General features: G+C 71.7%; 25 protein-coding genes. 12 read left to right on the top strand and 13 right to left on the bottom strand.

Going from position 1 to position 25,643, the window contains the following annotated elements; genetic code table 11:
• Window positions 1-76 precede the first annotated feature (76 nt).
• The 7 genes from pstS to ACYQ8Q_RS21825 form a co-directional block, all read right to left on the bottom strand.
• A complete protein-coding gene (gene pstS, locus ACYQ8Q_RS21855) occupies window positions 77-1,210 on the bottom strand; it encodes a phosphate ABC transporter substrate-binding protein PstS (RefSeq protein ID WP_460067252.1) in 1,134 nt (377 codons plus the stop codon).
• A 224-nt stretch (window positions 1,211-1,434) separates the two neighbouring features.
• On the bottom strand, window positions 1,435-1,872 hold the full coding sequence (locus ACYQ8Q_RS21850) for an NUDIX hydrolase (RefSeq protein ID WP_460067249.1): 438 nt from the start codon (window positions 1,870-1,872) through the stop codon (window positions 1,435-1,437).
• A gap of 150 nt (window positions 1,873-2,022) precedes the next feature.
• Window positions 2,023-3,225: a CHAD domain-containing protein gene (locus ACYQ8Q_RS21845; protein WP_460067247.1), complete on the bottom strand. Its 1,203-nt coding sequence runs from the start codon at window positions 3,223-3,225 to the stop codon at window positions 2,023-2,025.
• Window positions 3,206-5,566, bottom strand: a complete 2,361-nt coding sequence (locus tag ACYQ8Q_RS21840; RefSeq protein WP_460067246.1) for an RNA degradosome polyphosphate kinase — start codon at window positions 5,564-5,566, stop codon at window positions 3,206-3,208. The genes ACYQ8Q_RS21845 and ACYQ8Q_RS21840 overlap by 20 nt, the downstream gene beginning before the upstream one ends.
• Window positions 5,567-5,757: 191 nt before the next feature.
• On the bottom strand, window positions 5,758-6,759 hold the full coding sequence (locus ACYQ8Q_RS21835; protein ID WP_460067244.1) for a hypothetical protein: 1,002 nt from the start codon (window positions 6,757-6,759) through the stop codon (window positions 5,758-5,760).
• A gap of 430 nt (window positions 6,760-7,189) precedes the next feature.
• Window positions 7,190-8,122, bottom strand: coding sequence for an ABC transporter ATP-binding protein (locus tag ACYQ8Q_RS21830; protein WP_460067241.1), 933 nt, complete (start codon window positions 8,120-8,122; stop codon window positions 7,190-7,192).
• Window positions 8,119-8,541 (bottom strand): GntR family transcriptional regulator, encoded by a 423-nt coding sequence (locus tag ACYQ8Q_RS21825; protein ID WP_460073441.1) that lies wholly within the window; start codon window positions 8,539-8,541, stop codon window positions 8,119-8,121. The genes ACYQ8Q_RS21830 and ACYQ8Q_RS21825 overlap by 4 nt, the downstream gene beginning before the upstream one ends.
• A gap of 252 nt (window positions 8,542-8,793) precedes the next feature.
• On the opposite strand from ACYQ8Q_RS21825, the gene ACYQ8Q_RS21820 reads away from it, so the two are divergent.
• The 6 genes from ACYQ8Q_RS21820 to ACYQ8Q_RS21795 all read left to right on the top strand — a co-directional run bounded on the left by ACYQ8Q_RS21820 (window position 8,794) and on the right by ACYQ8Q_RS21795 (window position 13,785).
• On the top strand, window positions 8,794-9,336 hold the full coding sequence (locus ACYQ8Q_RS21820) for an RNA polymerase sigma factor (protein ID WP_059203033.1): 543 nt from the start codon (window positions 8,794-8,796) through the stop codon (window positions 9,334-9,336).
• Window positions 9,333-9,545: a hypothetical protein gene (locus ACYQ8Q_RS21815; RefSeq protein WP_460067238.1), complete on the top strand. Its 213-nt coding sequence runs from the start codon at window positions 9,333-9,335 to the stop codon at window positions 9,543-9,545. Before ACYQ8Q_RS21820 ends, ACYQ8Q_RS21815 begins: the two co-directional genes overlap by 4 nt.
• 17 nt (window positions 9,546-9,562) lie before the next feature.
• Entirely contained in the window at window positions 9,563-10,405 is an 843-nt protein-coding gene (locus ACYQ8Q_RS21810) for an anti-sigma factor family protein (protein ID WP_460067237.1), read from the top strand.
• A gap of 91 nt (window positions 10,406-10,496) precedes the next feature.
• Window positions 10,497-11,375 (top strand): ABC transporter ATP-binding protein, encoded by an 879-nt coding sequence (locus ACYQ8Q_RS21805; protein WP_460067235.1) that lies wholly within the window; start codon window positions 10,497-10,499, stop codon window positions 11,373-11,375.
• Entirely contained in the window at window positions 11,372-12,976 is a 1,605-nt protein-coding gene (locus ACYQ8Q_RS21800) for an ABC transporter permease (RefSeq protein WP_460067233.1), read from the top strand. Before ACYQ8Q_RS21805 ends, ACYQ8Q_RS21800 begins: the two co-directional genes overlap by 4 nt.
• A complete protein-coding gene (locus tag ACYQ8Q_RS21795) occupies window positions 12,964-13,785 on the top strand; it encodes an ABC transporter (protein WP_460073774.1) in 822 nt (273 codons plus the stop codon). Before ACYQ8Q_RS21800 ends, ACYQ8Q_RS21795 begins: the two co-directional genes overlap by 13 nt.
• On the opposite strand, the gene ACYQ8Q_RS21790 is transcribed toward ACYQ8Q_RS21795, so the two are convergent.
• On the bottom strand, window positions 13,733-14,098 hold the full coding sequence (locus tag ACYQ8Q_RS21790; protein ID WP_460067231.1) for a nuclear transport factor 2 family protein: 366 nt from the start codon (window positions 14,096-14,098) through the stop codon (window positions 13,733-13,735). The two genes, ACYQ8Q_RS21795 and ACYQ8Q_RS21790, sit on opposite strands and share 53 nt — an antisense overlap.
• The gene (gene mshD / locus ACYQ8Q_RS21785; protein ID WP_460067229.1) at window positions 14,095-15,021 is read right to left on the bottom strand and encodes a mycothiol synthase; all 927 of its coding nucleotides are present in this window, start codon (window positions 15,019-15,021) and stop codon (window positions 14,095-14,097) included. Before mshD ends, ACYQ8Q_RS21790 begins: the two co-directional genes overlap by 4 nt.
• A gap of 157 nt (window positions 15,022-15,178) precedes the next feature.
• Between mshD and ACYQ8Q_RS21780 the strand changes: the two genes are divergently transcribed.
• The 4 genes from ACYQ8Q_RS21780 to ACYQ8Q_RS21765 all read left to right on the top strand — a co-directional run bounded on the left by ACYQ8Q_RS21780 (window position 15,179) and on the right by ACYQ8Q_RS21765 (window position 19,458).
• Window positions 15,179-16,990, top strand: coding sequence for a bifunctional metallophosphatase/5'-nucleotidase (locus tag ACYQ8Q_RS21780; protein WP_460067227.1), 1,812 nt, complete (start codon window positions 15,179-15,181; stop codon window positions 16,988-16,990).
• A gap of 251 nt (window positions 16,991-17,241) precedes the next feature.
• Window positions 17,242-17,376, top strand: coding sequence for a hypothetical protein (locus ACYQ8Q_RS21775; protein WP_460067226.1), 135 nt, complete (start codon window positions 17,242-17,244; stop codon window positions 17,374-17,376).
• Between the two features lie 89 nt (window positions 17,377-17,465).
• Entirely contained in the window at window positions 17,466-17,606 is a 141-nt protein-coding gene (locus ACYQ8Q_RS21770; protein ID WP_460067225.1) for a hypothetical protein, read from the top strand.
• A gap of 67 nt (window positions 17,607-17,673) precedes the next feature.
• A complete protein-coding gene (locus ACYQ8Q_RS21765) occupies window positions 17,674-19,458 on the top strand; it encodes an ABC transporter ATP-binding protein (RefSeq protein ID WP_460067223.1) in 1,785 nt (594 codons plus the stop codon).
• A 19-nt stretch (window positions 19,459-19,477) separates the two neighbouring features.
• Here the strand turns inward: ACYQ8Q_RS21765 and ACYQ8Q_RS21760 are convergent, their stop codons facing one another.
• Window positions 19,478-20,233: a response regulator transcription factor gene (locus tag ACYQ8Q_RS21760; protein ID WP_460067221.1), complete on the bottom strand. Its 756-nt coding sequence runs from the start codon at window positions 20,231-20,233 to the stop codon at window positions 19,478-19,480.
• Between the two features lie 61 nt (window positions 20,234-20,294).
• Window positions 20,295-22,394 carry a pectinesterase family protein gene (locus ACYQ8Q_RS21755; RefSeq protein ID WP_460067220.1) on the bottom strand — a complete coding sequence of 700 codons (2,100 nt, stop codon included), beginning with the start codon at window positions 22,392-22,394 and terminating at the stop codon, window positions 20,295-20,297.
• 166 nt (window positions 22,395-22,560) lie between these two features.
• Between ACYQ8Q_RS21755 and ACYQ8Q_RS21750 the strand changes: the two genes are divergently transcribed.
• Both ACYQ8Q_RS21750 and ACYQ8Q_RS21745 read left to right on the top strand, forming a co-directional pair.
• A complete protein-coding gene (locus ACYQ8Q_RS21750; protein WP_460067218.1) occupies window positions 22,561-22,848 on the top strand; it encodes a hypothetical protein in 288 nt (95 codons plus the stop codon).
• The gene (locus ACYQ8Q_RS21745) at window positions 22,845-23,243 is read left to right on the top strand and encodes a PIN domain-containing protein (protein WP_460067216.1); all 399 of its coding nucleotides are present in this window, start codon (window positions 22,845-22,847) and stop codon (window positions 23,241-23,243) included. The genes ACYQ8Q_RS21750 and ACYQ8Q_RS21745 overlap by 4 nt, the downstream gene beginning before the upstream one ends.
• Before the next feature lie 197 nt (window positions 23,244-23,440).
• On the opposite strand, the gene ACYQ8Q_RS21740 is transcribed toward ACYQ8Q_RS21745, so the two are convergent.
• Together ACYQ8Q_RS21740 and ACYQ8Q_RS21735 are read right to left on the bottom strand one after the other, a co-directional pair.
• On the bottom strand, window positions 23,441-24,877 hold the full coding sequence (locus tag ACYQ8Q_RS21740; RefSeq protein WP_460067214.1) for a HAMP domain-containing sensor histidine kinase: 1,437 nt from the start codon (window positions 24,875-24,877) through the stop codon (window positions 23,441-23,443).
• Window positions 24,874-25,611, bottom strand: coding sequence for a response regulator transcription factor (locus tag ACYQ8Q_RS21735; protein ID WP_460067211.1), 738 nt, complete (start codon window positions 25,609-25,611; stop codon window positions 24,874-24,876). The genes ACYQ8Q_RS21740 and ACYQ8Q_RS21735 overlap by 4 nt, the downstream gene beginning before the upstream one ends.
• Window positions 25,612-25,643: the final 32 nt, after the last annotated feature.

Genomic DNA, 25,643 nt, shown 5'->3' with positions numbered 1-25,643 from the left:
GGCGGCCCCTGGCGGCGGTGCACCGGACGGGTGCGGTCCGGTCCGGGTCTCCCCGGTGCCGGACCGCACCTTCAGATCAGCTCAGGCCGTCGATCGTGGTACGGACCTTGGAGATGATCGCGTCGGGGATCGGCGCGTAGTCGATGCCCGAGAGGATGCCCTGGCCGTCGGTGGAGGCGAGGTAGGTCAGGAACGCCTTCGTGGCCGGCAGGGTGGCGGCCTTGTTGCCCTTGTCGCAGACGATCTCGTACGTCACCAGGGTGATCGGGTACGCGCCCTCGGCCTTGGTGGTGTAGTCGAGCTTCAGCGACAGGTCGCTGCCGGTGCCGACGACCTGGGCGGCGGCGACGGCCTTGGTCGCGCCCTCGGAGGAGGCCGCCACCGGGGCGGAGGCGCCGGTGTCGATGGAGACGACACCCAGACCGTCCTTGGCGTACGACAGCTCCATGTAGCCGATCGCGCCGTTGGTCTGCTTCACGCCCTGGGCGACACCGGAGGAACCGGCGGCGGACTGACCGCCCTTGGCCTGCCAGGCCTTGCCACCGGAGTACTTCCAGTCGCTCGGGGCGGCGGCGATCAGGTACTTGGTGAAGTTGTCCGTCGTACCCGACTCGTCGGAGCGGTGGTACGGCTGGATCTTCAGGTCGGGAAGCTTCGCGCTGGGGTTCAGCTTCTTGATCGCGGCGTCGTTCCAGTTGGTGATCTTGCCGTCGAAGATCTTGGCGATCGTCGAGGCGTCGAGCACCAGGTCGTCCACGCCGGAGACGTTGTACGCGACAGCGATCGGGCCCGCGACCATCGGCAGGTCGATGCCCTGGCCGCCGGTGCAGACCGACTTGGAGGCGGTGACCTCTTCGGGCTTCAGCGCGGAGTCCGAACCGGCGAAGGCGACCTGACCCTGGGTGAAGGCGGTGACGCCCGCGCCCGAGCCGGAGCCCTTGTAGTTGACCTGGACACCCGAGCAGGCCTGCGTGAAGTTCTTCACCCAGGCGTCGATCGCGTTCTTCTGCGCCGAGGAGCCGTCGGCCAGGAGCTGGCCCTTGGCGTCGTCACACTTGATCGAGCCGGCGGCGGCGGTCGCGGAGGAGCTGCTGCTGCTGTTGCCGCTCGAGCCCGTGTCGTCGGAGCCGCACGCCGTGAGGGCCAGGGCGCCGGAGACGGCGAGAGCACCGAGGGTGAGGGCCCGCCGGTTCATGCGCTGAAGCTTCACTTGAGGGAGATCCTTCCAGTAGCCGCCGTCCTGAATTCGGCGGCGTGCGAAAGCCATGGGTGGCATGGGCGTGGTCGTCGGACCGCGCACCGCACCGGGTAAGGCCGAAATTAGGCAGATCAGGTGAAGGCGCCTACGGGCACGAGTGAACGGCGGGTGAACCCATGGGGAAGGCCCGGTTAGGTCACGGAACGCTTACGCCGAGGACACAGCGGGGTCCCGGGTCAGGTGAGGCGCAGGGTGTTCAGGAGGGCGTCCACCAGGTCGCGGTCCCGGGGCTGGGTGAGGCGGTTGCGGGCCGCCGACGCGGGCAGCCACAGGAGGCGGTCTACCTCGTCGTTCGGGCTGAAAGCGCCGGAGACGGCCTGAGCCGCCCAGTAGCGGACCTGCTTGGGCCGGCCGTTCGCGTAGTAGCTCACGGACGGCAGCACCGCGCCGGGCGCCGCCCGGTACCCGGTCTCCTCCGCGACCTCGCGCAGGGCACCGGCCAGCGGGTCCTCCCCCCGCTTGAGCTTGCCCTTCGGGTGTGACCAGTCGTCGTACTTGGGTCGGTGGACGAGGCACACCTCCAGTTCACCGCCACTCGGGGAGCGCCGCCACAGGACGCAGCCCGCGGCCTGTACGGGGGTGGTCTGCAAGGGGGTCCGGTTCGGGGAACTCACTTCGTCCTCACCGCCTGGCTCTTCCGACTTCCGACTTCCGACATCCTGTCCTGATGTCTTCCCGGCCGCCTGTCCTGGTGTCGACGTGGTGTTGTCCTGCGGCTTACGGCAGGGTGTCCGCCCGGTGCGCCCCGCCGCGCGGGCGGGGCCTCAGGCTCTGCCGGCGGTCTGCTTCTGCCAGCAGTGCTGGAACGCGTACCGCGCCGCCTCCACCTCGTGCCGCTGGTCCGCGTGCAGCACGCCGAGCGCGTACGCGGTGGCCGGCGCGATCCGGGGCGTACGGGCCGCCTGGGCCGCGGCGGCCGCCGCCTCCGAGGCGTCGCGGTGCCGGTCGAGGGCCTGGCCCGCGGTCAGCAGCCGCATGTCCAGGGGCGCTCCGGGTCCGTGCAGGACCTCGCAGGCGTAGCGGTGCAGCCGCAGCAGCAGCCGGACCTGGTGCCACGGGGCGTCCTGAGGGTGCGGGGCCGGGTCGGGGGAGAGGCCGTGGATCAGGGCCTCCGCGTTGTAGGGGCTGCCCGCGGTGAGGAGGGGCAGGGCGGCGACGGCGTCCGCGAGGCGTTCCTCGGCGGCCGCGGCGAGGGGGTGCAGGTCGGTGCCGGGCGCGGCCGGGGTGAGCCGGACCTCGCTGGCGAGGACCGCGACCTGGTCGGCGACCGCGTGGAAGCGGGAGGAGCCGAGGGCCTGGAGGGCGGTGCTGTGGGCGCGGGTGCGGGCGAGGGTGAGCTGGCGGTCCAGGAGGGCGCCGGCCTTCGCGGCGCCGACCGTGAGGTTGCCGCGGTCGGGGGTCGCCGCGGCGCGGGTGCCGGCCGCGCCGAGCGCGGCGCGCTGCGGGACGGACGCCGCCCCGGCGCCACGACCGCCCGCGGCCGCACCCGATCCCGGGGTTCCCGGCGTCTGGGACGGGACCGGCGTGGAGCCCGACAGACGGTGCAGGGCGAGGAGCAGGCGCTCCAGGCGGGCCTCGTAGGCGTGTTCGAGAGCGAGCGTGCCCGAGAGCCAGGCCAGTTCCGGGCGGATCTGTTCCGACCACTCGGGGTCGAGGAGCGGGCGGAAGGTGTGCAGGCTGCCGCTGATGCGGCGGGCGGCGCGGCGCAGGGCGCGCGCCGCGTCGACGGCGTCCGCCGCGCCGCCCGGCGCACCGGGGGACGCGGCGGGGCCGGCGGCCGACGTCCCGCCCGCCGCCGTACCGCCGCCTCCTGTCTCCCGGTGCAGCCGCAGCGCGCGGAGGAAGTCCGTGGCCTGGGCCCGCAGATAGCCCGCCAGGGCGTCCCCGGTCACGGGCCCGGGGACGGGCCCGGCGACGACACCGGGCCCGGCCGCGGGGTCCGTCAGGTCATGGTGTTGCTGTGCCACGCCGGCGCCTCCGGGCGTCTATGAGCATCTCCTGGACGTTGCGCAGGGGCTGGCCGTCCGGGTCGGTCGCGTGCCGGATCCACTCGCCGTCCGGGCCGAGGTGCCAGGAGGAGGTGGCGTCGGACATGCCGGTCTCCAGCAGCCGGTTCAGGGCGGCCCGGTGGGCCGGGTCCACGACCCTGACCATGGCCTCGATACGGCGGTCGAGGTTGCGGTGCATCATGTCGGCGCTGCCGAACCACACCTCGGGCTCGCCGCCGTTGCCGAAGGAGAAGACCCGGGAGTGCTCCAGGAAGCGGCCGAGTATCGAGCGGACCTTGACGTTCTCCGACAGGCCGGGCACGCCCGGGCGCACCGCGCAGATCCCGCGCACCCACACGTCGACGGGCACGCCCGCCTGGGAGGCCCGGTAGAGGGAGTCGATCAGCGCCTCGTCGACGATCGAGTTGACCTTGATCCGGACGTACGCCGGACGCCCCGCGCGATGGTGCTGGATCTCCTTCTCCACCCGGGAGATCAGTCCGTCCCGCAGCGACTTGGGGGCGACGAGGAGACGGCGGTAGGTCTCGCGGCGCGAGTAGCCGGAGAGCCGGTTGAACAGGTCGGAGAGGTCCGCGCCGACCTGCGGGTCCGCGGTGAGCAGCCCGAGGTCCTCGTAGAGCCGGGCCGTCTTCGGGTGGTAGTTGCCGGTGCCGACGTGGCTGTAACGCCGTAGCGTCTCGCCCTCCTGACGGACCACCAGGGACAGCTTGCAGTGGGTCTTCAGTCCGACGAGGCCGTAGACGACATGGCAGCCGGCCTCCTCCAGCTTGCGCGCCCACTTGATGTTGGCGTGCTCGTCGAAGCGGGCCTTGATCTCGACCAGCACGAGGACCTGCTTGCCGGACTCGGCCGCGTCGATCAGCGCGTCCACGATCGGCGAGTCGCCGGAGGTCCGGTACAGGGTCTGCTTGATCGCGAGGACGTCCGGGTCGGCGGCCGCCTGCTCCAGGAAGGCCTGGACGGAGGTGGAGAAGCTGTCGTACGGGTGGTGCAGCAGCACGTCGCGGCTGCGCAGCGCGCCGAAGACGTCGGGGGGAGAGGCGGACTCCACCTCGGCGAGGTCACGGTGCGTGCCGGCGATGAACTTCTTGTACTTCAGCTCGGGCCGGTCGAGGCCGTGGATGCGGAAGAGACCGGTGAGGTCGAGCGGGCCGGGCAGCGGGTAGACCTCCGCCTCGGAGATCTTCAGCTCGCGCACCAGCAGGTCGAGCACCTTGCGGTCGATGGACTCCTCGACCTCCAGGCGCACCGGCGGGCCGAACCGGCGCCGCATGAGCTCCTTCTCCAGGGCCTGGAGCAGGTTCTCGGCGTCGTCCTCCTCGACCTCCAGGTCCTCGTTCCGGGTGAGCCGGAAGGCGTGGTGCTCCAGCACCTCCATGCCCGGGAACAGCTCCTCCAGGTGGGCGCCGATGACGTCCTCGATGGGGACGTACCGGCCCGGGGAGGCCTCCAGGAAGCGGGAGAGCAGCGGCGGCACCTTGACGCGCGCGAAGTGGTCGTGACCGCTCACCGGGTTGCGGACGACGACCGCGAGGTTCAGCGAGAGACCCGAGATGTACGGGAAGGGGTGCGCGGGGTCGACGGCCAGCGGCGTGAGGACCGGGAAGATCTGGTGCCGGAAGAGGGTGAACAGGCGGGCCTGTTCCTTCTCGGTCAGCTCGTTCCAGCGGACGAGGTGGATGCCCTCCTCCGCGAGCGCGGGGGCGATGTCCTCGTGGTAGGTCGCGGCATGCCGGGCCATGAGCTCGCGCGAGCGGGCCCAGATCATCTCCAGCACCTCGCGTGGCTGGAGCCCGGAGGCGGAACGGGTGGCGACGCCGGTCGCGATACGGCGCTTCAACCCGGCCACCCGGACCATGAAGAACTCGTCCAGGTTGCTCGCGAAGATGGCGAGGAAGTTCGCCCGCTCGAGCAGCGGCGTGTTCGGGTCCTCGGCGAGTTCGAGCACCCGCTCGTTGAACGCGAGCCAGCTGCGCTCCCGGTCGAGGAAGCGGCCCTGCGGGAGCTTGACCCCGTCGGCCTGCGATTCCTCGTACGCGTCGAGGTCGGCGTCGATGTCGGGTTCCAGATCGGAGACCGCGGCCGCGACGGTGTGCGGGCGGTGCGCGGCTATGGAGCCCACGGAGGGCTGCGCGTGCTGGACATCGGCCTGAGGGGCATGTGACTGGCTCATGTACCCATTCTTCCGCGCCAGCAGCGATACGGGCGCGTCAGAACGTGCAGGCGGGAGCATGACGGGCTGCCCGTCGGGGTCGTTCCCCTCGGGGGGCGGCGAGGCCTCGGGCGCGGCGGGCTTCATTCGCCGAGCCTCGCAAGGTCGTCTTAACCGGTGGTTACGGAGACATGGCGTGCGGGATATCGGGGGGCGGCTCGCGGGGGGCGGAGCCGGGTGGTGGCGGGGCCGGTGGCGCTGGGTGCCGTGACGGGGTGCGTACGGCCGTCTCCCCCGCGGAGGGGCGTACGCACCCCGGGCTCACCCGGGCCGCCGGCTCAGGCCGTGCGGCGGCGCACCAGCCGGTAGACGGCCACGGTGGCGAGGACGGTGACGGCGAGCACGATCCCGGTCTCCCGGAGCTGGATCGGCCAGTAATGGGATTCGGGGTGGAAGGAGGCGTAGTAGCCGGTGATGCCCAGGTCGTCGAAGCAGCGCCGTATCTCGGCGGCGCTTCCGTCGCACTGCCAGGACCCGGCATTCGCCACCCGCCGGCCGTGGATCAACGCGCCGTTCTCCACCTGCCATGCGGCGTCGGGGATGTGGGGGTAGCCCTTCGTCGTCGAGGTGGTGGTCACCGTGGGCCACAGCCGGGCGCGGTACAGCGAGATGACGAAGGAGAGCGCCCAGGTCGTGCCGGTGGCGGCGGCGAGGGCGGGCAGCGCGCGGCGCAGCAGCAGCCCGGCGAGCGCGCCGACGGCGAGGGCGCACAGGACGTACGCGACGGCCGCCGGGCCACGGGCGGTGAACGCTTCGCCCATCCAGGCGTAGTACAGGAGGTCCCGGTTGCCGTCCCAGGCCCAGCGGTAGAGGAGGACCAGGGTGGTGGTGCCGGCGGTCAGCACCAGCGCGGGGACGGCGAGCTTGGCGGTGAGCCAGCGGACCGGGCTGATGCCCTGGGTCCACGCCAGGTGCGCGGTGCCGTTCTCCATCTCGCGGCCGATCAGCGAGCCGCCCGCGAAGGCGGCCACCACGAGGAAGGAGTAGGCGAGGAACATGCCGATCAGGCCCATGCCACCCGAGAAGTACGACGTCGTCATGTCGCAGAAGTCCTGGCCCGCACGGTCGCAGGCCTCCACCGTGGCGCGCTCGTCGTCGGCGGTGACCGCGCCCAGCCACACCAGGCAGCCGGACAGGCCCACGACGACGAGCGTCCAGAGGACGAGCGCGGTGCGGTGCAGCCGCAGGACTGTACGGACGGTGCCCCAGGAGGCACCCGGGGGCACGGCCTCGGCGGCGGGCTGCGGGGCGCCGGTTCGCGGGTGGGCGACGGCGGTCATACGGCTGCCTCCTGAACGGGGAAAGGGGAGTGGGCGGGCAGGGAGTGGATGGGCAGGGAGTGGATGGGCAGGGAGTGGATGGGCAGGGAGTGGATGGGCCGAGCGAGGGCGGGCAGGGCGAGGGCCGGCCGAGCGAGGGTGGGCGGGAAGCGGGCGGATGGGAAGAGGGCGGGCGGCGAGGACGCGGGCGGCGGGGGTGTGGACGGTGAGGGTGCGGTTGGCGAGGACGCGGGCCGTGAGGGTGCGGTTGGGGAGGGTGCGGGCGGTGAGGGCGCGGATGGCGAGGACGCGGACGGCGGGGGCGCGGATGGCGGCGGCGCGGATGGCGAGGACGCGGACGGTGAGGGGGCCGATGGCGAGGACGCGGGCGGCGAGGGTGTGGATGGGGTGGAGCGCCGGAGCAGGGCGGCGGGGTGCCTGAGAGGGGTGCTCACGCCAGGGCCTCCTCGGGGGCGGCCGGGGTGAGGGAGGCGGCCTCGGGGTTGCGCAGATAGGCGAGGACGAGTTCCTCCAGGGAGGGCGCCGAGGTGCGCCAGTCGTCGGCGAGGCGCCCGGCGGGGCGGATCAGCGCGGTGACCTGGCGCCCGGTGACCCGGGACTCGACGACCGTGTGCGCGGAGAGGCCGGGGAGCCCGGCCACCGCCTCTGCCGCGCCCTCTGCGGCCTCTGCGCCCTCCGCCGTCGCGCTCACGCGCGTGTGCGCGGCCAGCAGGTCGTCGATCTCCCCGGCCAGCCGGACCCGGCCGCCGCCCACGAGCAGCAGATGGTCGCAGGAGTCCTCCAGCTCGGCGACCACGTGCGACGACATCACGATCGTCGTCCCGTGCTGTGCCGCCTGGGACATGAGGGCGCCCATCAGCTCGTGCCGGGCGAGCGGGTCCAGGTCGGCCATCGGCTCGTCCAGGAGCAGCAGCTCGGGCCGCTTGGCGAGGGCGAGCGCGAGGGCGACCCGGGTGCGCTGGCCGCCGGAGAGCGCGCGGATCTTCCGTCGGGGGTCGAGCTCTCCCGCGGCGACGATCCGCTCGGCGGCCGTGGCCTCCCAGCGGCCCGGGTTGAGGTGGGCGCCCATGCGCAGCGTCTCGGCGATCGTGAGCTGGGGGTGCAGCGGCTTGTCCTGGGCGACGTAGCCGACACGCGCGCGTGCGGACGCCGGGTCGGTGCCGAGCACGGTGACGGTGCCCTCGGTGGGGACCAGCAGCCCGGCGGCGAGGGAGAGGAGCGTGGACTTCCCGGCCCCGTTCGGTCCGACGACGGCGCAGACCCGCCCGGCGGGGAGCCGGAACGTGCAGTTCCGCAGCGCCCAGCCCCCGCGCCGGCCGAATCGCTTGCCGAGCGCGCTGGCGGCCATGGCGAGGTCGGTCATGAGGGGTCTCCCTGGGGATGGACGGGCTCTGTGCGAGCGGCCGGCGGGGCGAAGTGTTCTTCGAGTACGGCGGTGAAGAGCGCGGCCACGTCCTCGCGGTCCAGGCCGGTGTCCCGGGCCCGTACGGCCCAGGCGTCCAGCTCGGTGCGCAGGGGCGAGTCGGCCGGGGCGGTGCTCAGGCCGCGCCGCACGAACGTGCCGAGTCCGCGCCGCGCCTCCACCAGCCCCTCGCGCTCCAGCTCGCGGTACGCCTTCAGCACGGTGTTCGGGTTGATGGCGGTCGCCTCGACGACCTCGCGGGCGGTGGGCAGCTTGTCCCCGGGCCGCAACACGCCCAGCCGCAGGGCCTGTTTGGTCTGCTGGACGATCTGGACGTAGGTGGCCACGCCGCTGTGCCGGTCGATGCGGTACTCGACCACGCGGATCAACCCCCTTCCCTACTTTCACTAATTGAGTAGTGAAAGGGTGGTGGAAGGGGCGGGGGAAGTCAAGATCGAGAAGGCGGCCGGCCGGGTGCGGACGCCCCCGCCGGAGACCCAACTGCCCTGATCCCGGCCGGTGATCGGGACGAAAGGCCAGGTGGAGGGGGTGGACCCCGGGTCGATACCGCTCGAGGAAAATTCCTGGGCCGGATCGTGAACCGATCGGCGGGGCCGGACCGATGAGGGGTTGTGAGCGAAACGAGAAGCGACGGGGAGCTGCTGCGGGCCATCGCGGCAGACGCGGACCGTCACGCCTTCGAGGAGCTGTACCGGCGGTTCGCGCCGTGGCTGACCGCGCGGATGCGCGGCCGCTGCGCCGACGCCGGGATAGTCGACGACGTCGTGCAGGAGACGTTCCTCGCGGTGTGGCGGGGCAGTGCCCGCTATCGCGAGGAGGGCGACGTGGCGGGCTGGCTGTGGCGCATCGCCGCGCGCCGGCTGGTCGACGCCCTGCGCGGTGACGGCGCGCGCGGCCGCTTGCGCCAGGCCCTGTCGCGCCTGCGCCACCGCGACGAGGTCTCGGCGGAGGAACGCGTGCTCGCGGGGGTGGAGCACGGGGACCTCGCCGGGGCCCTCACCCGCCTCTCACCGGAGCTGCGGGCCGTCCTCCAGGCGACCGTCATCGACGGGCTCACCACCAGGGAGGCCGCGGTTCTGCTCGGCATCCCGCCCGGCACGGTCAAGACGCGGGCCCTGCGCGCCCGCAAGCAACTGCGGGAGGCGCTGGCATGAGACGGATCGCGGACGGCCGGGACGACCGCTCGCACGGAGGCGCGTCCGACGGCTGGTACGGCGGCGCGTCCGACAGCTCGCACAAGGGCTCGCACGACAGCTCGCACGAGGGCTCGTCCGACCGCGTGCACGACCGCGTGCACGACAGCTCGTACGACCGCTCGGACGACGGTGCCGACCGGCACCAGCCGAGGGAGGCACAGGCATGACCGAGGGAGGCACAGGCATGACATGGCATGTGGCGGAGGACGATCTGCGGGCCTACGCCCTCGGCGAGCTGGCGCCACCCCTGCTGTGGTCCACCGACACGCACCTCACCCGGTGCGCGGAGTGCCGGGCCCGGCTCGCGGCCGGCGCCGACCCCGTGGCACTGGACACCGCCTGGGAGCGGCTGGACGCCGAACTGGACGCGCCCCGGCCGAGCCTGACCGAGCGGCTCCTGGTGCGGATCGGCGTGGCCGACCACACCGCGCGGCTGCTGACGGCGACGCCGGTGCTGCGCCGCTCCTGGCTGCTGTCGGTGCTGTCCCTGCTGGTCATGACGGTGCTGGCGGTACGGGTCGCGGACCTGCCGGGGCTGTTCCTCGCGCTCGCCCCGCTGCTCCCGCTGGCCGGCGTCGCGCTGTCCTACGGCCCCGGCCTGGACCCGACGTACGAGATGGCGGTCGTCGCCCCACTGCACGGCTTCCGTCTGCTGATGATCCGCACGGTCGCGGTCCTCATCACAGGACTCGCGCTCAACGGCCTGGCGACCCTCGCCCTGCCGGGGTACGGACTGACGGCCCTGGCCTGGCTGCTGCCCGCCCTCGCCCTCACCACCACGGGTCTGGCCCTCTCCGCCCGGCTGGGCCCGGTCCTCGCGCCCGCCCTGGTCGGCGGCGCCTGGCTGTCCCTGCTGGTCGTGCTGCAGAACCAGCCGCACACCGCCGGCACCCTCGCCCCCTTCACCGCGGCCGGCCAGTCCGCCGCTGCCGGGGTGACGGTCGTCGCCGCCCTGCTGCTCTACCAGGCCCGGGACCGCTTCGACGTCCGCCCGCTGCGCGGCTTCGCGGACGGGGGCCCGGCATGAGCCCGGACCGCCCTGCCCCCGCCTCCCCGTATTCCTCCCGTCTTCCCCTCCCCCTTCCAGGACTCTCTTCCAGGACTTTCAGGAGCCCCGCGTGACCATCGATCCCCTCACCGAGCCCACACTGCGGGCCGACGGGCTGGCCCTGCGGTTCGGCGGCACCCGTGCCCTCGACGGCGTCTCCCTCCGGCTGACGCGCGGTGTCACCGGGCTGCTCGGTCCCAACGGCGCCGGGAAGACCACCCTGCTGCGGGTGCTGGCCACGGCCGTACCGGCCGACGACGGCCGGTTCACCGCCCTCGGCCACGACCCCCGCACCGCCGCCGGCCGCCTCGCCCTGCGGCGCGAGCTCGGCTATCTGCCCCAGACCCCCGGCTTCCACCCGGACTTCACGGCCTTCGAGTTCGTCGACTACGTCGCGATCCTCAAGGAGCTGACCGACCGGGGGGCCCGGCACCGCGAGGTGCGCCGCGTCCTGGACGCCGTCGACCTCTCCGATGTGCGCGGCAAGCGGCTCAAGCGGCTCTCCGGCGGGATGCGCCAGCGGGTGGCCCTGGCCGCCGCGCTGGTCGGCGACCCCGGTCTTCTCGTCCTGGACGAGCCGACCGTCGGCCTGGACCCCGAGCAGCGGATGCGCTTCCGGGACCTGATCGCCCAGGCCGGCGAGGGCCGTACGGTCCTGCTGTCCACGCACCAGACGGAGGACGTGGCGATGCTCTGCCACCGGGTCGTCGTCCTCGCCGGGGGCCGGGTCCGCTTCGAGGGCACCCCCGCCGAGCTGACCGCCCGCGCGGCGGGCCGGGTCTGGAGCAGCGCGGAACGCGCCCCGGACGCGCTGGCGGGCTGGCGCACCGGGATGGGCACCTTCCGCAACATCGGCGACCCGCCCGCCGGTGCCGATCTGCTCGAACCCACCCTCGAGGACGGCTATCTGCTGGCCCTGGACGGGCAGAGCGCGGAGGTGACGGCATGAGCCCCACTCCCGCCGCCCCCGATGCCCCGGTCACTCCGGCCGGCCCCCCGGCCGCGCCGCTCGACGAGGCGCCCGCCGCCATCGGTTCCGGGCAGCCCGGCGAGCGCGGCCGCTCCCGCGCGGTCCTCGCTCTGGCCCGCTTCGAGGCGCGCGAGCTGCTGACGCAGATCCAGATCCTCTTCTTCTTCGCCCTCTGCCTCGTCCTCGTCGGCGTGCAGATGGTGCGGCAGGAGGGCATGGACGACTACCCGATCCTCAACATGGTGGACCGGCAGACCCAGGGGGTCTCCCCGCTGTTCGCGCTCGCCGTGCTCGTCTGCGGGAACGCGGCCGCGCTGCGTTCCCGCAAGCACGGCACGGTCCATCAGCTCGACGTCCTGGCCATGGACCCGTGGCGGCGCACCCTCGCCCACATCCTGTCCGTGGTGCCCTTCGCGGCGCTCACCGCGCTCCTCGTCCTCGCGCAGTACACGCGGGAGGCGCTCAAGCCGGGCGCGATCGGACAAGGCTCGCTCGGCGAACTCGCGGTGGGGCCCCTGACGGTCCTGCTGGCCGGGGTCGTGGGTGTGCTGCTGGCCCGTCTGCTGCCCTTGACCTTCGCGCCCCTCCTGTTCGTCATCGTCTTCTACCTGGCCCTGGTCGTCGCCGCCAACCTCGCCGACCAGGGCAAGGGCTGGGCCTGGCAGTGGCTCAGCCCGGTCTCCCTGGACTCCCTGCCCAGCGGCGACCCGGTCCCCTCCGACCTGCTCGGCCGCCCTGCCGCCTGGCACGCCGTCTACCTGCTCGGTCTGTGCGCCCTGGTGGTCTGTGCGGCCCTGCTCCTGTCCGGCGGTCGCACCCGCGCCGTCAAGGCGGCCGCGGTCCTCGCGCTGGCGACCACCGCGGCCGGAGTGGTCGGCCAGGCGCCCCGGGACACGGCGGCCCTGGAGGCGGCCCGCAAGGTGGCGTCCGAGACCCCGCTGAAGGTGCAGTCCTGCACCAGGTTCGACGGCTCGACGTACTGCTCCTTCCCCGAGTGGAACGGCGTACGGGACGACTGGGCCGGTGTGGTCCGGAGGGTGCGTTCCCAGGCGGGCGGCACGGCCGCGACGAGGCCGCTGACGATCCGCCAGCGCATCGACCTCAGCGGCGGTGTGGAGCAGGACAGCTCCCTCGTCGCCCTGTCCACGCCCGGCGAGGTCACGGTCGGCACGCACTGGGGTGGCAACCGGGTCCCCGAGTTCGCGGTCGGTGTCGCCTCCGTCCTCGTGGCCGGCACGGAGGACGCGACGAGCGGGGAACTCTGCGGCGACGCCCGCGCGGTGTCGATCATGTGGCTGGCCCTGGGCGCAGACCCCACCCCGCTGGCCACCTTCCGTGACGTCCGGCTCGACGACAGCGACCAGGGTTCCGCGGTGATCCTCGCCCCCACCAGCGGGTTCTCCCTGGGGGCGGATCAGACGACGGTCGTCCGGGAGCTCCTGGACCGCCCGCGGGCCGAGATCACCGAACGGGTCAAGAACCACTGGACGGAGCTGACGTCCGCGTCGACGACGACGGCCCAGGCCGCGAAGCTGCTGGGCGTCCCGGTACCGAAGGAGGCGAACACATGCGAGGAGTAGAGGAGCCCGGGGGAGTGCAGAACAACGGACCGGAGGCCAAGGGGACGGAGATCAGGAGGACGGAGGCCAAGGGGACGGAGATCAAGGGAGCGGAGGCCGTCGGGGCGACGGTGGACGGGAGGAGAGACACGGCGGCCCTGCTCCGCGGGTTGCTGGTGCCGGTCTGGCGCACCCTGCCCCGGCGGGCCCTGACGATCGCCGGCGCGGTGGGTCTGCTGCTGGCGGCGAGCACCCGCCTCCCCGACCACGCCCCGGGCACCGAGCCGGGCCTGTTCGTCCTGCGCCTCACGGCACTCTCCGGCGCCCTGGGCCTGGCCTTCCTCCTGGACGACCCGGCGCGCAACACCAGTGCGACCACTCCGGTCGCCCGCCCGCTGCGGACGGTCCTGCGCCTGGCGATGGCGCTCCCGCTGACCGCCCTGTGGTGGACGACGGCTCTCCTCCTCGTCCCGTCACCGACCCGGCCCCCGCTCCTCCCGGTCACGCTCCAGGCGGCGGCGACGACCGCGGCCGCCCTGGCCCTCGCCACGCTCGCCGTCCATTTCACGGACTCCCCCCAGGTGGGCAGGAGCACGGCGATATCCCTGGTCACGGCATCCGCGGTGGCTGTCCTGACCCCCGACCGCTGGGGCCTGCTGGCCACACCGTCCGACCCCTGGTGGGAGCCGGCACAGCTGCGATGGGCGGCTGTCCTGGGAGTGACGCTGGCGATATGCGCCCTGTGGACCCGAGAACCCCTCGGCCCGGGGCCGGCGTTCAGGCGGCCGGGGTCCCCTGGTGGAAGTACATCCGCCAGCCCGTCTCGGTGAGGCGCCACAGGGAGCTGCGCCGGACCCGGCGGCCCCGGCGGTCGGAGAAGTAGGTGAGATGGACGAGACCCGGAGCGAGAAGGGTCCCGGTCATCTCACCGACCTCGACCGGAGCCTCGGCGGAGACCTCGCCGTCACCGGTCGCGGCGAGGATCGTCTTCACGTCCCACCGGCGCCCGGAGGCCCCGATCTCCTCGAACTCGGGGTCCAGCAGCGCGAGCACCCGCTCGCCGGAAGCGCGCACCCCGGGATCGAGCAGCGACAGCTCGGCGCCGATGGCCGCCCGCACGGACTCTTCCTGATCGCCCGTCACGTCTCGGTCCGGTACATCAGGTCCGTCTCGTGGGTGGTGAAGCCCAGGCCCTCGTACACCGCCACCGCCGCCTTGTTGTCGGCGTCGACGTAGAGCATCGCCGTGGGCAGGCCCTGGTCCGCGAGGTGTCGCAGGCCGATCGTGGTGAGGGACTTGCCGAGGCCGCCGCCCTGGGCGCCGGGGGCGATGCCGAGGACGTACACCTCGCCGAGCTGTTCCTCGGCGTGGACCTTGGTCCAGTGGAAGCCGATGAGTTCCTCGCCCCGGAAGGCGAGGAAGAAGCCGGCGGGGTCGAACCAGGGCTGGGCCTTGCGGTCGTCGAGGTCGCGCTGGACCAGGGATCCCTGCTCGGGGTGGTGGGCGAAGGACACGGAGTTGACGGCGAGCCAGGCCGCGTCGTCCCGGCCGGGCTCGAAGGTGCGGACGGTGACCCCCTCGGGCAGCACCGGGTCGGGCAGCGAGAGGCCGGTCAACGGCCGCCGCAGCTGGCGCAGTTCGCGGAACAGGGTCAGCCCGAGGACCTGGGCGAGATGGCGGGCGGCGGAGTGGCCGCCGTGGGCCCACACCCGCAGCCGCTTGCCGGAGGCGGCGAGCAGCGCGGCACCGAGGGCGCGGCCGTGGCCGTGGCCGCGGTGGGAGGGGTGGACGACCAGTTCGGCGGCCGGGGCCTCGATCGGGTCGGTGTCCTCCAGCTGGGCGTAGCCGACGAGTTCGCCGCCGACGGTGAGGACCAGATGGGAGACGCCGTCGCGGGGGCCCCCGCGCAGTTGCAGCCGGCCCTGCTCGGACACCGCCTGCTGCCCGTCCGTGTGGAGGGCCTCCGCGAGCAGGTCGAGGACGGCATCGGTCTGTTCGGGGGAGAGCTCGATGAGGGTCTCGATGGATCGGGAGCCGTGGGGCCGTGCGATGTCGTCGCTGGTCATGCGTACGAGGGTAAGGGGCGGGCGCCGCAAAATGGGGGCAAAGGGGAGGGCAAAGGGAAACCAGGATGTAACCCGGAACCCCCTGTCGCGCTACGCGCGTTGACCTTAGGCTGCGCCGGACGGGGCCACCTACCTCAGCCGATTCACAGGGGGGCGCATGCCAGCCACTTCCCAGCCGGACCCGGGCCGCAGACGTCGTACGTACCGTCTGCTCGCGGCCGCCGCCACGCTCGCCACCACGGGTGCGCTGGCCGCGGCTCTTCCGGCGGACGCCCACGACGCGCACCACGGCAAGCCGCTGCCCAGCCGCTACCAGGATGTGCAGCTGCTGTCGTTCAACGATCTGCACGGCAACCTGGAACCCCCGTCGGGCTCGTCCGGCCGGGTGACGGAGCTTCAGGCGGACGGCACGACGAAGACCATCGACGCGGGCGGTGTCGAGTACCTCGCCACCCATCTGCGCGAGGCCCGCAAGAACAACGCGTACTCCATCACCGCGGCCGGCGGTGACATGGTCGGCGCGTCCCCGCTGATCTCGGGTCTGTTCCACGACGAGCCCACCATCGAGGCGCTCAACAAGCTGGACCTGGACGTCACCTCCGTCGGCAACCACGAGTTCGACGAGGGCGCGAAGGAACTGGCCCGTCTGCAGTACGGCGGCTGTCACCCGACGGCCGGCTGCTACACGGACAAGAAGTTCAAGGGCGCCGACTTCCCGTACCTGGCGGCCAACGTGCTGAACGAGAAGACCGGCAAGCCGGTCCTCGCGCCGTACTGGGTGTGGAAGAAGAAGGACGTCAAGATCGGCTTCATCGGGGTGACCCTGGAGGACACCCCGGGCGTGGTCTCCGCCGAGGGCGTCAAGGGCCTGAAGTTCAAGGACGAGGTCGAGACGATCAACAAGTACGCCAAGGTGCTCCAGCGCCAGGGCGTGAAGTCGATCGTGGCGCTGATCCACGAGGGCGGACTGCCGGCGTCGGGCGCGTACAACTACAACTGCGACTCCGCGGGCGCCGGTGCCGGTATCTCCGGCCCGATCGTGGACATCGCGAAGAACATCTCCCCGTCGGTGGACGCGCTGGTGACGGGCCACACCCACGCCGCGTACGTCTGCACGATCCCGGACCCGGCGGGCAACCCGCGCATGGTCACCTCGGCCGCGTCCTTCGGCCGTCTCTACACGGACACCACGCTGACGTACGACCGCTTCACCGGCGACATCGCGCGCACGGCGGTGAAGTCGCCGACGTCGGCGAACCACGTGGTCACCCGGACCGTCGCCAAGGCGCCGGACATGACCGAGCTGATCGGCAAGTGGAACACGCTCGCCGCCCCGATCGGCAACCGCGCCATCGGCTACATCTCGGCCGACGTGCCCAACACGGGCACCGAGTCCCCGATGGGTGACCTGATCGCGGACGCGCAGCTGGCGTACGGCAAGGGCCTCGACCCCGAGACCGACCTCGCGCTGATGAACCCGGGCGGTGTCCGGGCCGGTCTCACCTACGCGGCCAAGGGCAGCGAGGGCGACGGTGTGGTGACGTACGCCGAGGGCTTCACGGTCCAGCCGTTCTCCAACACCGTGAACCTCCAGGACTTCACCGGTGCCCAGCTGATCCAGGTCCTCAAGGAGCAGGTCAGCGGGACCAACGCGAGCGCGCCGAAGATCCTCCAGCCGTCCGCGAACCTGACGTACACGCTGGATCTGACGAAGACCGGCGCCGACCGGGTCGTCACCGACTCCATCCGGCTGAACGGCGCGGCCGTCGACCCGGCGGCCACCTACCGCATCGCCACCAACAGCTTCCTCGCGGGCGGCGGCGACGGCTTCACCACCCTCGGCCAGGGCACGGGCGACCTCGTCGGCACGGACGACCTCGCGGCCCTCGAGCAGTACCTGACCGCCAACTCCTCGGCGACCAGCCCGATCGCGCCGCCGGTGGCGAACCGGATCACGATCGTGCAGTAGCCCACGGCTCGTCCCTCACGAGGCCGTCGCGTCATCGACGCGGCGGCCTCGTCGTGTTCCGGGACCTGTGTTTAAAACCTGTGTGAGTCCCCGTTGGGTTCCCGTATCCGCCTGAAAACTTGTCTCAGCCGTAATTCATTGAGGTCTCAGCGGAATCGGCTTTTTCCGCTCCGGGTGTCCCGTAGTGTTTTCCACGTCGAGAGCGAACGACGCAAAAGCGAAGATCGCGAACACCGTGAATGGAGAACGCCATGAGCTTCCGCAAGATCACCCCGGTCAAGAAGGCCCGTAAGACCGCTTCTGCCCCCGCGCCGAAGCCCGCCGCCAAGAAGAAGGAGGCGCCGAAGCCGGCTCAGCAGCGCCGCCCCGTCTCCCATAAGAACTGAGCGGAACCAGGTTGCAGCAGAAACTGTTGCAAACCCGCGACAAATAAAAACCACGTAATCAGCACCTGTTAAAGCGAGAGGTAATTCCCATGAGCTTCCACAAGATCGCCCCGATCGCGAAGACCTCCAAGCCCGCCAAGGCCGCGAAGAAGGACTGCAAGGGCGCCGCGAAGAAGAAGGCCGCCGCCCAGCCCGCGCCGAAGCGCCGCCCGGTCTCGCACCAGGGCTGACGCAACGCCACGAGGCGGGGCCACCTCCCGGTGGCCCCGCCTCGGCCATGCACGGAAGGAACCGACGATGAGGGAAGCCCGCGAGGCCTTCCGCCGCTTCTGGCCGCTGACCCGCGGCGACCGCGGCTGGATGCTGGTGATCGTGGCCTGCGTGGTGGTCTCCGCGCTCGCCGAGACCGCCGCCATCCTGCTGTTCGCCCAGCTCACCGACAACGCCCTGAAGGAGGGCTCGCTCTCCGCGTTCTGGGGGCCCGCCGGCGCCTGGCTGGGCGTCGCCGTGCTGGGCGCGCTCGTCGGCTACCTGGGCAACTCGCTCGCCACCTGGACCGCCGAGCGGTTCGTGCTGCGCCTGCGCGCACGGACGTTCGCCCATGTCCAGGGCCTGCCACCGCACTTCTTCCAGCGGCACCGCCAGGGCGACCTGGTGGAACGCCTGACCGGAGACGTGGAGGCGATCGAACAGCTGGTGGTCTCGGGCGTGGTGGGCACGGTCTCCGCGGCCTTCTCCGCCGTCTTCTACTCGGCCGCCGCGCTGTATCTGCGCTGGGACCTGGCCCTGGCCACCTTCCTGCTCGCCCCTCTCTTCCTGCTGGCCGCCCGCCGCTTCTCCGGCCGCATCAAGCAGGCGTCGCGCGACGAACGGGTCGCGGACGGCGCGATCACCTCGGTGGTGGAGGAGTCCCTCGGCAACGTCGTGCTGACCCAGGCGTACAACCGCCGCGCCGACGAGGAGCGCCGCCTGGACCGCGAGGCACGCGCCTGGATGCGGGCGAGCGTGCGCGGAGCGCGGCTGAGCGAGATGTACGAGCAGTTCGTCGAGGTCGTCGAGACCCTCTGTGTCCTCGCGGTGATCGGCCTGGGCGTCTGGGAGATCTCCGCCGGCCGGATGACCCTCGGCACCCTCCTCGCCTTCGCCGCCTTCATCGGCTACCTCTACCCACCGGTCCGCAGCCTCGGCCAGCTCGGTCTGACGGTCACCGCGGCCACGGCGGGCGCGGACCGCATCGCCGAGATCCTGGACGCCCGCCCGGCCGTGGCGGACCCGGCCGCCCCCGTCCCCACCTGGCCGGTCCACGGCCACATCGGCTTCCACGGCGTCGGCTTCACCTACCCCGACACCCCGCGCCCCTCCCTCACGGACCTGACGCTCACCGCCTCCCCCGGCGAACTGATCCTGGTCACGGGCGCGAGCGGAGCAGGCAAGTCCACCCTCGCCAAGCTCCTCACCCGTTTCTACGACCCCGACGCGGGCGTGATCACCCTGGACGGAGTCCCCCTCACCGACGTACCGCTGGAGTTCCTGCGCGAGAACGTGGCCCTGCTGCCCCAGCAGACCCTCGTCCTCAACGGCACGATCCACGAGAACATCGCCTGCGGCCGGCCGGGCGCGAGCGACCGGGAGATCGAGGACGCGGCCCGGGCGGCGGCGGCCCACGACTTCATCAGCGCCCTGCCCGAGGGCTACGCCACCCCCATCGCCCCCGGCACCGCCGCCCTCTCCGGCGGTCAGCTCCAGCGGATCGCCATCGCCCGCGCCATGCTCCGCGCGGCCCCGGTCCTCGTCCTCGACGAACCCACCGCCGGCCTCGACTCGGTGGCCGCCCGCCAGATCGTCCAGCCCCTGCGGCGGCTGATGTCCGGCCGTACGACGATCATGATCACCCATGACCTCAGCCTCGCCGCCGAGGCCGACCGCGTCCTCCTCATCGACGGGGGCCGGCTCCTGGCCGCAGGCACCCATGACACGCTGATGAGGACCTGCCCGGCCTACACCCGCCTCACCGAACCCTGGTCCACCGCCCCCGCCGCGAGGCAGCACTGGGCGGAGGACACCCTGGTCCTGCGGCTGTAGGAACCGGAACCAGGGCGGCTCAGCCCTCCCGGAGCATGTACCCCAGCCCCCGCACCGTCTGGATCAGACGGGGGCGGCCGTGGTTCTCCAGTTTCCGGCGGAGGTACATGACGTAGACGTCGAGGGTGTTGGAGGTGGGCTCGAAGTCGAAGCCCCAGACGTCGTGGAGGATCTGGGCGCGGCTGAGGACCTTCGCGGGGTGGCGCAGGAGGTACTCGAGGAGCGTGTACTCCGTGCGGGTGAGGTCGACGGCGTGGCCGGCCCGGGTGACCGTACGGGTGGAGTGGTTCATGACGACGTCGAGGAACGTGAGGGTGTCCGGGGCCGAGGGCGGCGGGGGCGGGGGTGTGCGGCGGGTGGCGCGGCGCAGCAGGGCGCGGACCCGGGCCAGGAGTTCCTCGACGGCGAAGGGTTTCATCAGGTAGTCGTCGGCGCCGTTGTCCAGGGCGACGATACGGTCGCCGACCGCGTTCCGGCCGGTGATCATCAGGATCGGGACCGTGGAGCCTGAGGCGCGGATGCGGCGGGTGGCGGCCAGGCCGTCGAGGCCCGGCATGGTGACGTCCATCAGGACCAGGTCGGGTGTGCTGCCGGGGGCCGCGATCAGGTCGAGGGCGAGCCGTCCGTCGCCGGCGAGGACGGTCTCGTATCCCTCGAACCTGAGCAGTCTGCCGATGCCTTCCCTTATGTCCGCGTCGTCGTCGGCGAGCAGGATCCTGCCCGCCGCGTGCGTCGTGGTGCCCGTTTCCGTTCCCCTCACCGTTTGATTCACCATTCCTTCACGGTGGGGCGGAGGGCTGTGGCTGAGCTGGCAGAGGGGTGTGGCTGGGCTGGGATCAGGAGGCCGACGGCGTCCAGTCGCCGAGCCAGTCCGCGACCTCCTGGGCGGCGGCCTGGGCGTCGGTCAGCTGCGGGCGGTTGCTGCTCGCGGCCCCCGCGCCGGCGCCGGTGTTCTTGTACTCGGCGAAGCGGTCGTCCTTCCAGGAGAAGCCGCCCATGTCGGACCAGGGGGTCGACTTGACCGCCGCGCTGAGTGAGCTGTCGCGGACCGTGGTCTGCGGGTCGACGGTCGTGTCGCCGCCCGGGTGCCAGTTGCGGCCGAGGAAGAAGGAGGCGGCGCCGACGTCCCCGTTGATCGTCGAGCGGTTGATCAGGATGCCCTTGCGGCCCGCCGGGGTGCTGGGGGCGGTGACATAGCCGGCGCTCGTGCCGTTCCAGCGCTTCTTCAGCGTGATGACGGACTTGTCGACGACCGCCGTGGCACGGCCGAAGATGAAGTCGACGTTGCCGGTGATGTAGGAGTTGCTGATGTAGACGCGGCCGAGCTTGTCCTTGGCGGCGGTCTCCATCTCCAGGGTGTCCTGGTCGCCGTTGACGATGACTCCGTCGAGCACGATCCGGTCGGCCTGCGTCAGCAGCGCCACCGCCTGGTTCGCGATGTCCTGGTGCTTGGACTCGTCGAAGTCGTTGGTGACGGTGAGGTTGCGGACCTGGGAGTCGTCCGAGAGGACGGACACGGTCGCGCTGCCCGGGGTGCCGTACGTCCCCGACCCGTCGGGCTTGGTCATGCCCGCCGCGTTGCCGTAGACGATCGTGGTGTCCTTGCGGCTGCCGCCGCTGCCCTGGATGGTGACGTGCGGCTTGTTCGCGGGGACCTTCACGACCTCGCGGTACGTCCCCGGCTTCACGGAGATGACGACCCGAGCGGTGTTGTTCGCGGGTACGGCGTCCACGGCGGCCTGGACCGTCTTGTACTGGCCGGTGCCGTCGGCGGCGACGGTGATCGTCGTCGTGGCCGCCTTGGTGGTGTCCGTGCTCGTGCCGGCGGACGTCCCGAGGCTGCTGCGGGGGCCGACGCCCGACTTGAGGAGCGAGGGGACGTCGGCCGCCTTGTCCAGGGTGTACGCGTAGTACTTCTTCGGGTCCCAGGCCGTGCCCGAGCCGCCGCTCTCGTTCTTGCCGGTGGTCCCGGAGAACACGTTGCCGCGCTGGACCAGGGTGGCGGTGGTGTCGCGGACGACGGGGTTGGTCAGGCCCTGGAAGTACGAGTTCTCCAGGACCATGTTGGTCCTGCCGCGCGCGTAGTTGCCGTACGACGACTTGATCTCCGTGCCCGCCACGTCCTCCAGGAAGTTGTTGTAGAGGTGCGCGTGGGCGACGTTGTCCGTGGAGGGGTTGCGCTGCTCGGTCTCGCGGATCCAGTTGTGGTGGATGGTGATGTCCGCGGTGACGTTGTCGGTCCAGCCGATGCCGAAGGCCTTGTTCTCCTGGCTGAGCTTGTTCCAGGAGACCGTCAGATAGGTCGTGTCCTTGCGGCTGTCGATGAGCCCGTCGGCCATGTGCCGGATGTCGTTGTGGTCGATCCACACATGGTGGGCGCCGTCCATCTGGATGCCGTCGTAGTCGTGCTCCTTGTCGTTCCAGACGCCCTGGTACGCGTCCCGGATCGTCAGGTTCCGGATGATCACGTTGTGGACGCCCTGGCCGAGGAAGAAGCCGCCGCCGACGATCTGCCCGGACGTCCCGGATCCGATGATCGTCTTGTTCGACTGGACCTTGATCTCCTTGCCGACCGGGTCCATGTTGATGGTCGCGGCGACGACGATGACGTACGGCTCGGTGGCCGTCGCGTACTTCTCCAGATCGGCGAGCGTCTTCACCGTGACGGTCTTGCCGTCCCGGCCGCCGTAGGTCCCGTTCTGGCCCAGCGCGTTCACGGAGGCGAAACCGTCGGCGGAGGCGGTGGCCCAGGCGGGCGCGGCGCCGGCCGCCGACGCCTTCGTCTGCGCGTCGGCGCCGAAGAGCCCCAGGTCCGTGCCGTAGGCCAGAGTCCCCGCGGCGGTCAGGGCGAGGGGAATACCTGCGGCGAGTGCGGTCCGGCGCCTGCGGTGCCGGGGCTTGCCCGTGCCCGTGCCCGTGCTTCTGTGCGCGCTCATACGACATTCCGTTCCATGCGGGGAGTGGGACCGCGGGTAGGTCGCCGCACGGAACGGAAAGGTTGCCGAACTCATGGAAATTTCGACGAGGGGTGCTGGAACACGATCGGGCGAAGTGGGAACCCAGGCCGGACAAGGTCGGCTGCAGTGTGGCTATGGTGGAGCCATGGCGGATCACACGACCATTCAGGTGTCCCGGCAGGCCCGGGACCACCTTGCCCAGGTCGCCAAGGACCGGGGGATGACTCTGGGGCAGCTTGTCGAGGAACTTGCGGCTCAGCAGCTCACGGCCGAGCAGACGGCCGAGAGGCTGGCGGCCGACCGGCAGGTCGCCCGGGAGGTGATCGGCGTCGACATCAGTGACGAGGAGTTCGAGCGGGCACCCGATGTACTCGGCAACATCTACCGGATCGCCGCCGAGAAGGTACGTGCGGCGCGAGGTGCCGCCGCGTGATCATTCTCGACACCGGCGCCACCCGTGCCCTCGCCGAGGGGCACAAGACGCTGAACCTGCTCGCCGGCAACATGGCCCGCACTCCGGGGGACCTTCTCCGGATTCCCGCCCTCTGCCTCATGCAGGCGGAATCGGAGGACGCGGGGGCTGCGCGCCGAGTGCTCTCGTACTCCTCGGTGGTCGTCGACCCCCTTGACACCGTCTCCTCGGTCACGGTCGGCACCATGATCCGGGACGGTTACGGCGGCGTGGACACCTGCCATGCCCTGTACTGTGCGCTGCCGCGCGCCGAGTTCACGGGGATGTCGATCCTGCTCACGGACCGGGAGCAGAACTACCCACCGGGCGTGGTCACGGTCGACATCGACTCCCCGGGCATGCTCGGCTTCCACTGAGACTCCGTCGTCCTGCGGAGTGCGAAGCGCGGTGCCCGATCCCCGCCGACGCGTTCGGCCCGCGGCACCGGCCCGAGCACGACTTCGACAGGCTTGGCCGGCGGCCGGCCTACGCCCGTTGGGTCAGCGACCTCCGCGAGGCGCTCGAACGGCTGCGATTTCTCTGACGGTCGACTCGGGGGCGGCCGAGGCGTCGGCTACAGCGCTTCGGGCGCCTCGGGGGGAGACGTCGGCGCGCCCGGCAGCCGTACGGTGGCCACCGTGCCGCCGCCGTGGGCGCGGGCCAGGGTGACGTCACCGCCGGCCTGCTCGACCGTGCGGGCCACGATGGACAGGCCGAGGCCGGAGCCGGGGAGGGCGCGGGCGCTGGGGGAGCGCCAGAAGCGGTCGAAGACGTGCGGGAGTTCGTCCTCGGAGATACCGGGGCCGTGGTCGCGGACGGTCAGGACGCCGTTCGTCAGCTGGACGTCGATCGTGCCGCCCTCGGGGCTGAACTTCACCGCGTTGTCGAGGATGTTGACCACCGCGCGCTCCAGCGCGGCGGGCTCCGCCCGGGTGAACCAGGGTTCCAGGTGGGCGTTGATCGTCAGTTCGGGGCCGCGCAGCCGGGCCCTGCGCAGGGCGGCCTGGACCGTGTCCTCCAGGTCGACCACCTGGACGCGTTCGCCGCGCTGGCCCTCCGAGCGGGACAGCTCCTGGAGGTCGCCGATGAGTGACGCCAGCTCCGTCATCTGCGCCTTCACACTCGCGAGCAGCGCCTTGCGGTCGGCCTCCGGGATGGGGCGGCCGGTCTCCTCACTGCGGGTGAGGAGCTCGATGTTCGTCCGGAGGGAGGTGAGCGGCGTACGCAGCTCGTGCCCGGCGTCGGCGATCAGCTGCTGCTGGAGCTCACGGGAGTTGGCGAGGGAGGCGGTCATCGAGTTGAAGGAACGGGAGAGACGGGCGATCTCGTCGTCGGCGTCGTCCTCCACCGGGATGCGGGTGCTCAGGTCGTCCGTACGGGCCACGTGTTCGACGGCCTCGGTGAGCTTGTCGACGGGCCGGAGTCCGGCACGGGCTACGGCCAGGCCGGCGGCGCCGGCGCCGACGACTCCGATGCCGGAGACGAGGAGGAGGACCAGGGCAAGGTCGTTGAGGGTCTTCTCGGTGTTCTTCAGAGGGAGGGCGATGAGTACGGATGCCTTGGGCAGGTTGGGGCTGTTCGGGGTGAGGGGCAGGGTGAGCACACGGACGGATTCGCCGTCGGAGGCCGTTCCGTTGCGGAAGACCCCATCGGTGCCGTTCTTCGCCACCGTCTTGTCCGACTGGGTGACCTTGACCAGGCCCACGGAGAAGTCCATGACGCAGGACGTTCCGTTCTCCAGGACCACCTGCATGTACGTGTTGGGCCCGAAGCCATTGTTCGTCGTGGTCTGGGTGCAGTTGGTGACCGCAGCGTTGGCCTGATCGCCAAGGCGGCCCATCGCTGCGGACTTCCGCAGATCGGCGTTGATCTGTTCGTACAGTTTCCCCTGCACGATGAACCAGCACGTCACCGAAACCGCCGCCACCGCGAACGCCACCGCGGCAGCGACCAGCATCGAGAGGCGGGCCCGGATCGGGAGGGTCCGGAAACGCCGTACCAGCTTGTTCACTCCGCGCCGCCCTGTCGGAGGACGTACCCGACCCCCCGCACCGTGTGCACGAGCCGCGGTTCGCCCGCCGCCTCGGTCTTGCGGCGCAGGTACATCACGTACACGTCCAGGGAGTTGGAGGACGGCTCGAAGTCGAAGCCCCACACCGCCTTCAGGATCTGCTCACGCGTGAGGACCTGGCGCGGGTGCGCCATGAACATCTCCAGGAGGGTGAACTCCGTGCGGGTCAGTTCGACGGGCCGCCCGGCCCGGGTGACCTCGCGGGTCGCGAGGTCCATGCGCAGATCGGCGAAGGTGAGCGCCTCGTCCTCCTCCACGACGGCCGCGCCGGCCGCCGCCGCGTAGGAGCTGCGCCGCAGCAGCGCGCGGACCCGGGCGAACAGCTCGTCCAGTTCGAACGGCTTGACCAGGTAGTCGTCGGCGCCCGCGTCGAGCCCGGTGACCCGGTCGCCGACCGTGTCGCGGGCCGTGAGCATGAGGATGGGGGTCGTGTCGCCCGCGCCCCGGATGCGGCGCGCGGCCGTCAGGCCGTCCATGCGGGGCATCTGGATGTCGAGGACGACCAGGTCGGGGTGGTAGGCCGTCGCCTTGTCCAGGGCGTCGGCGCCGTCGACGGCGACCTCCGTGTCGTAGCCCTCGAAGGCGAGACTGCGCTGGAGTGCTTCGCGCACCGCCGGCTCGTCGTCGACGATCAGGATGCGCTGGGTGTCACGGTCGCCTTCGGCGGGGCTCATGGGCGTGGATCCTCGGGTGCGGTGGGACGGAC

The sequence above is a fragment of the Streptomyces sp. YKOK-I1 genome (genome assembly GCF_054660435.1).
The sequence above is the reverse complement of the archived record's forward strand: the minus strand, read 5'-3'. Positions and strand labels throughout refer to the sequence as shown.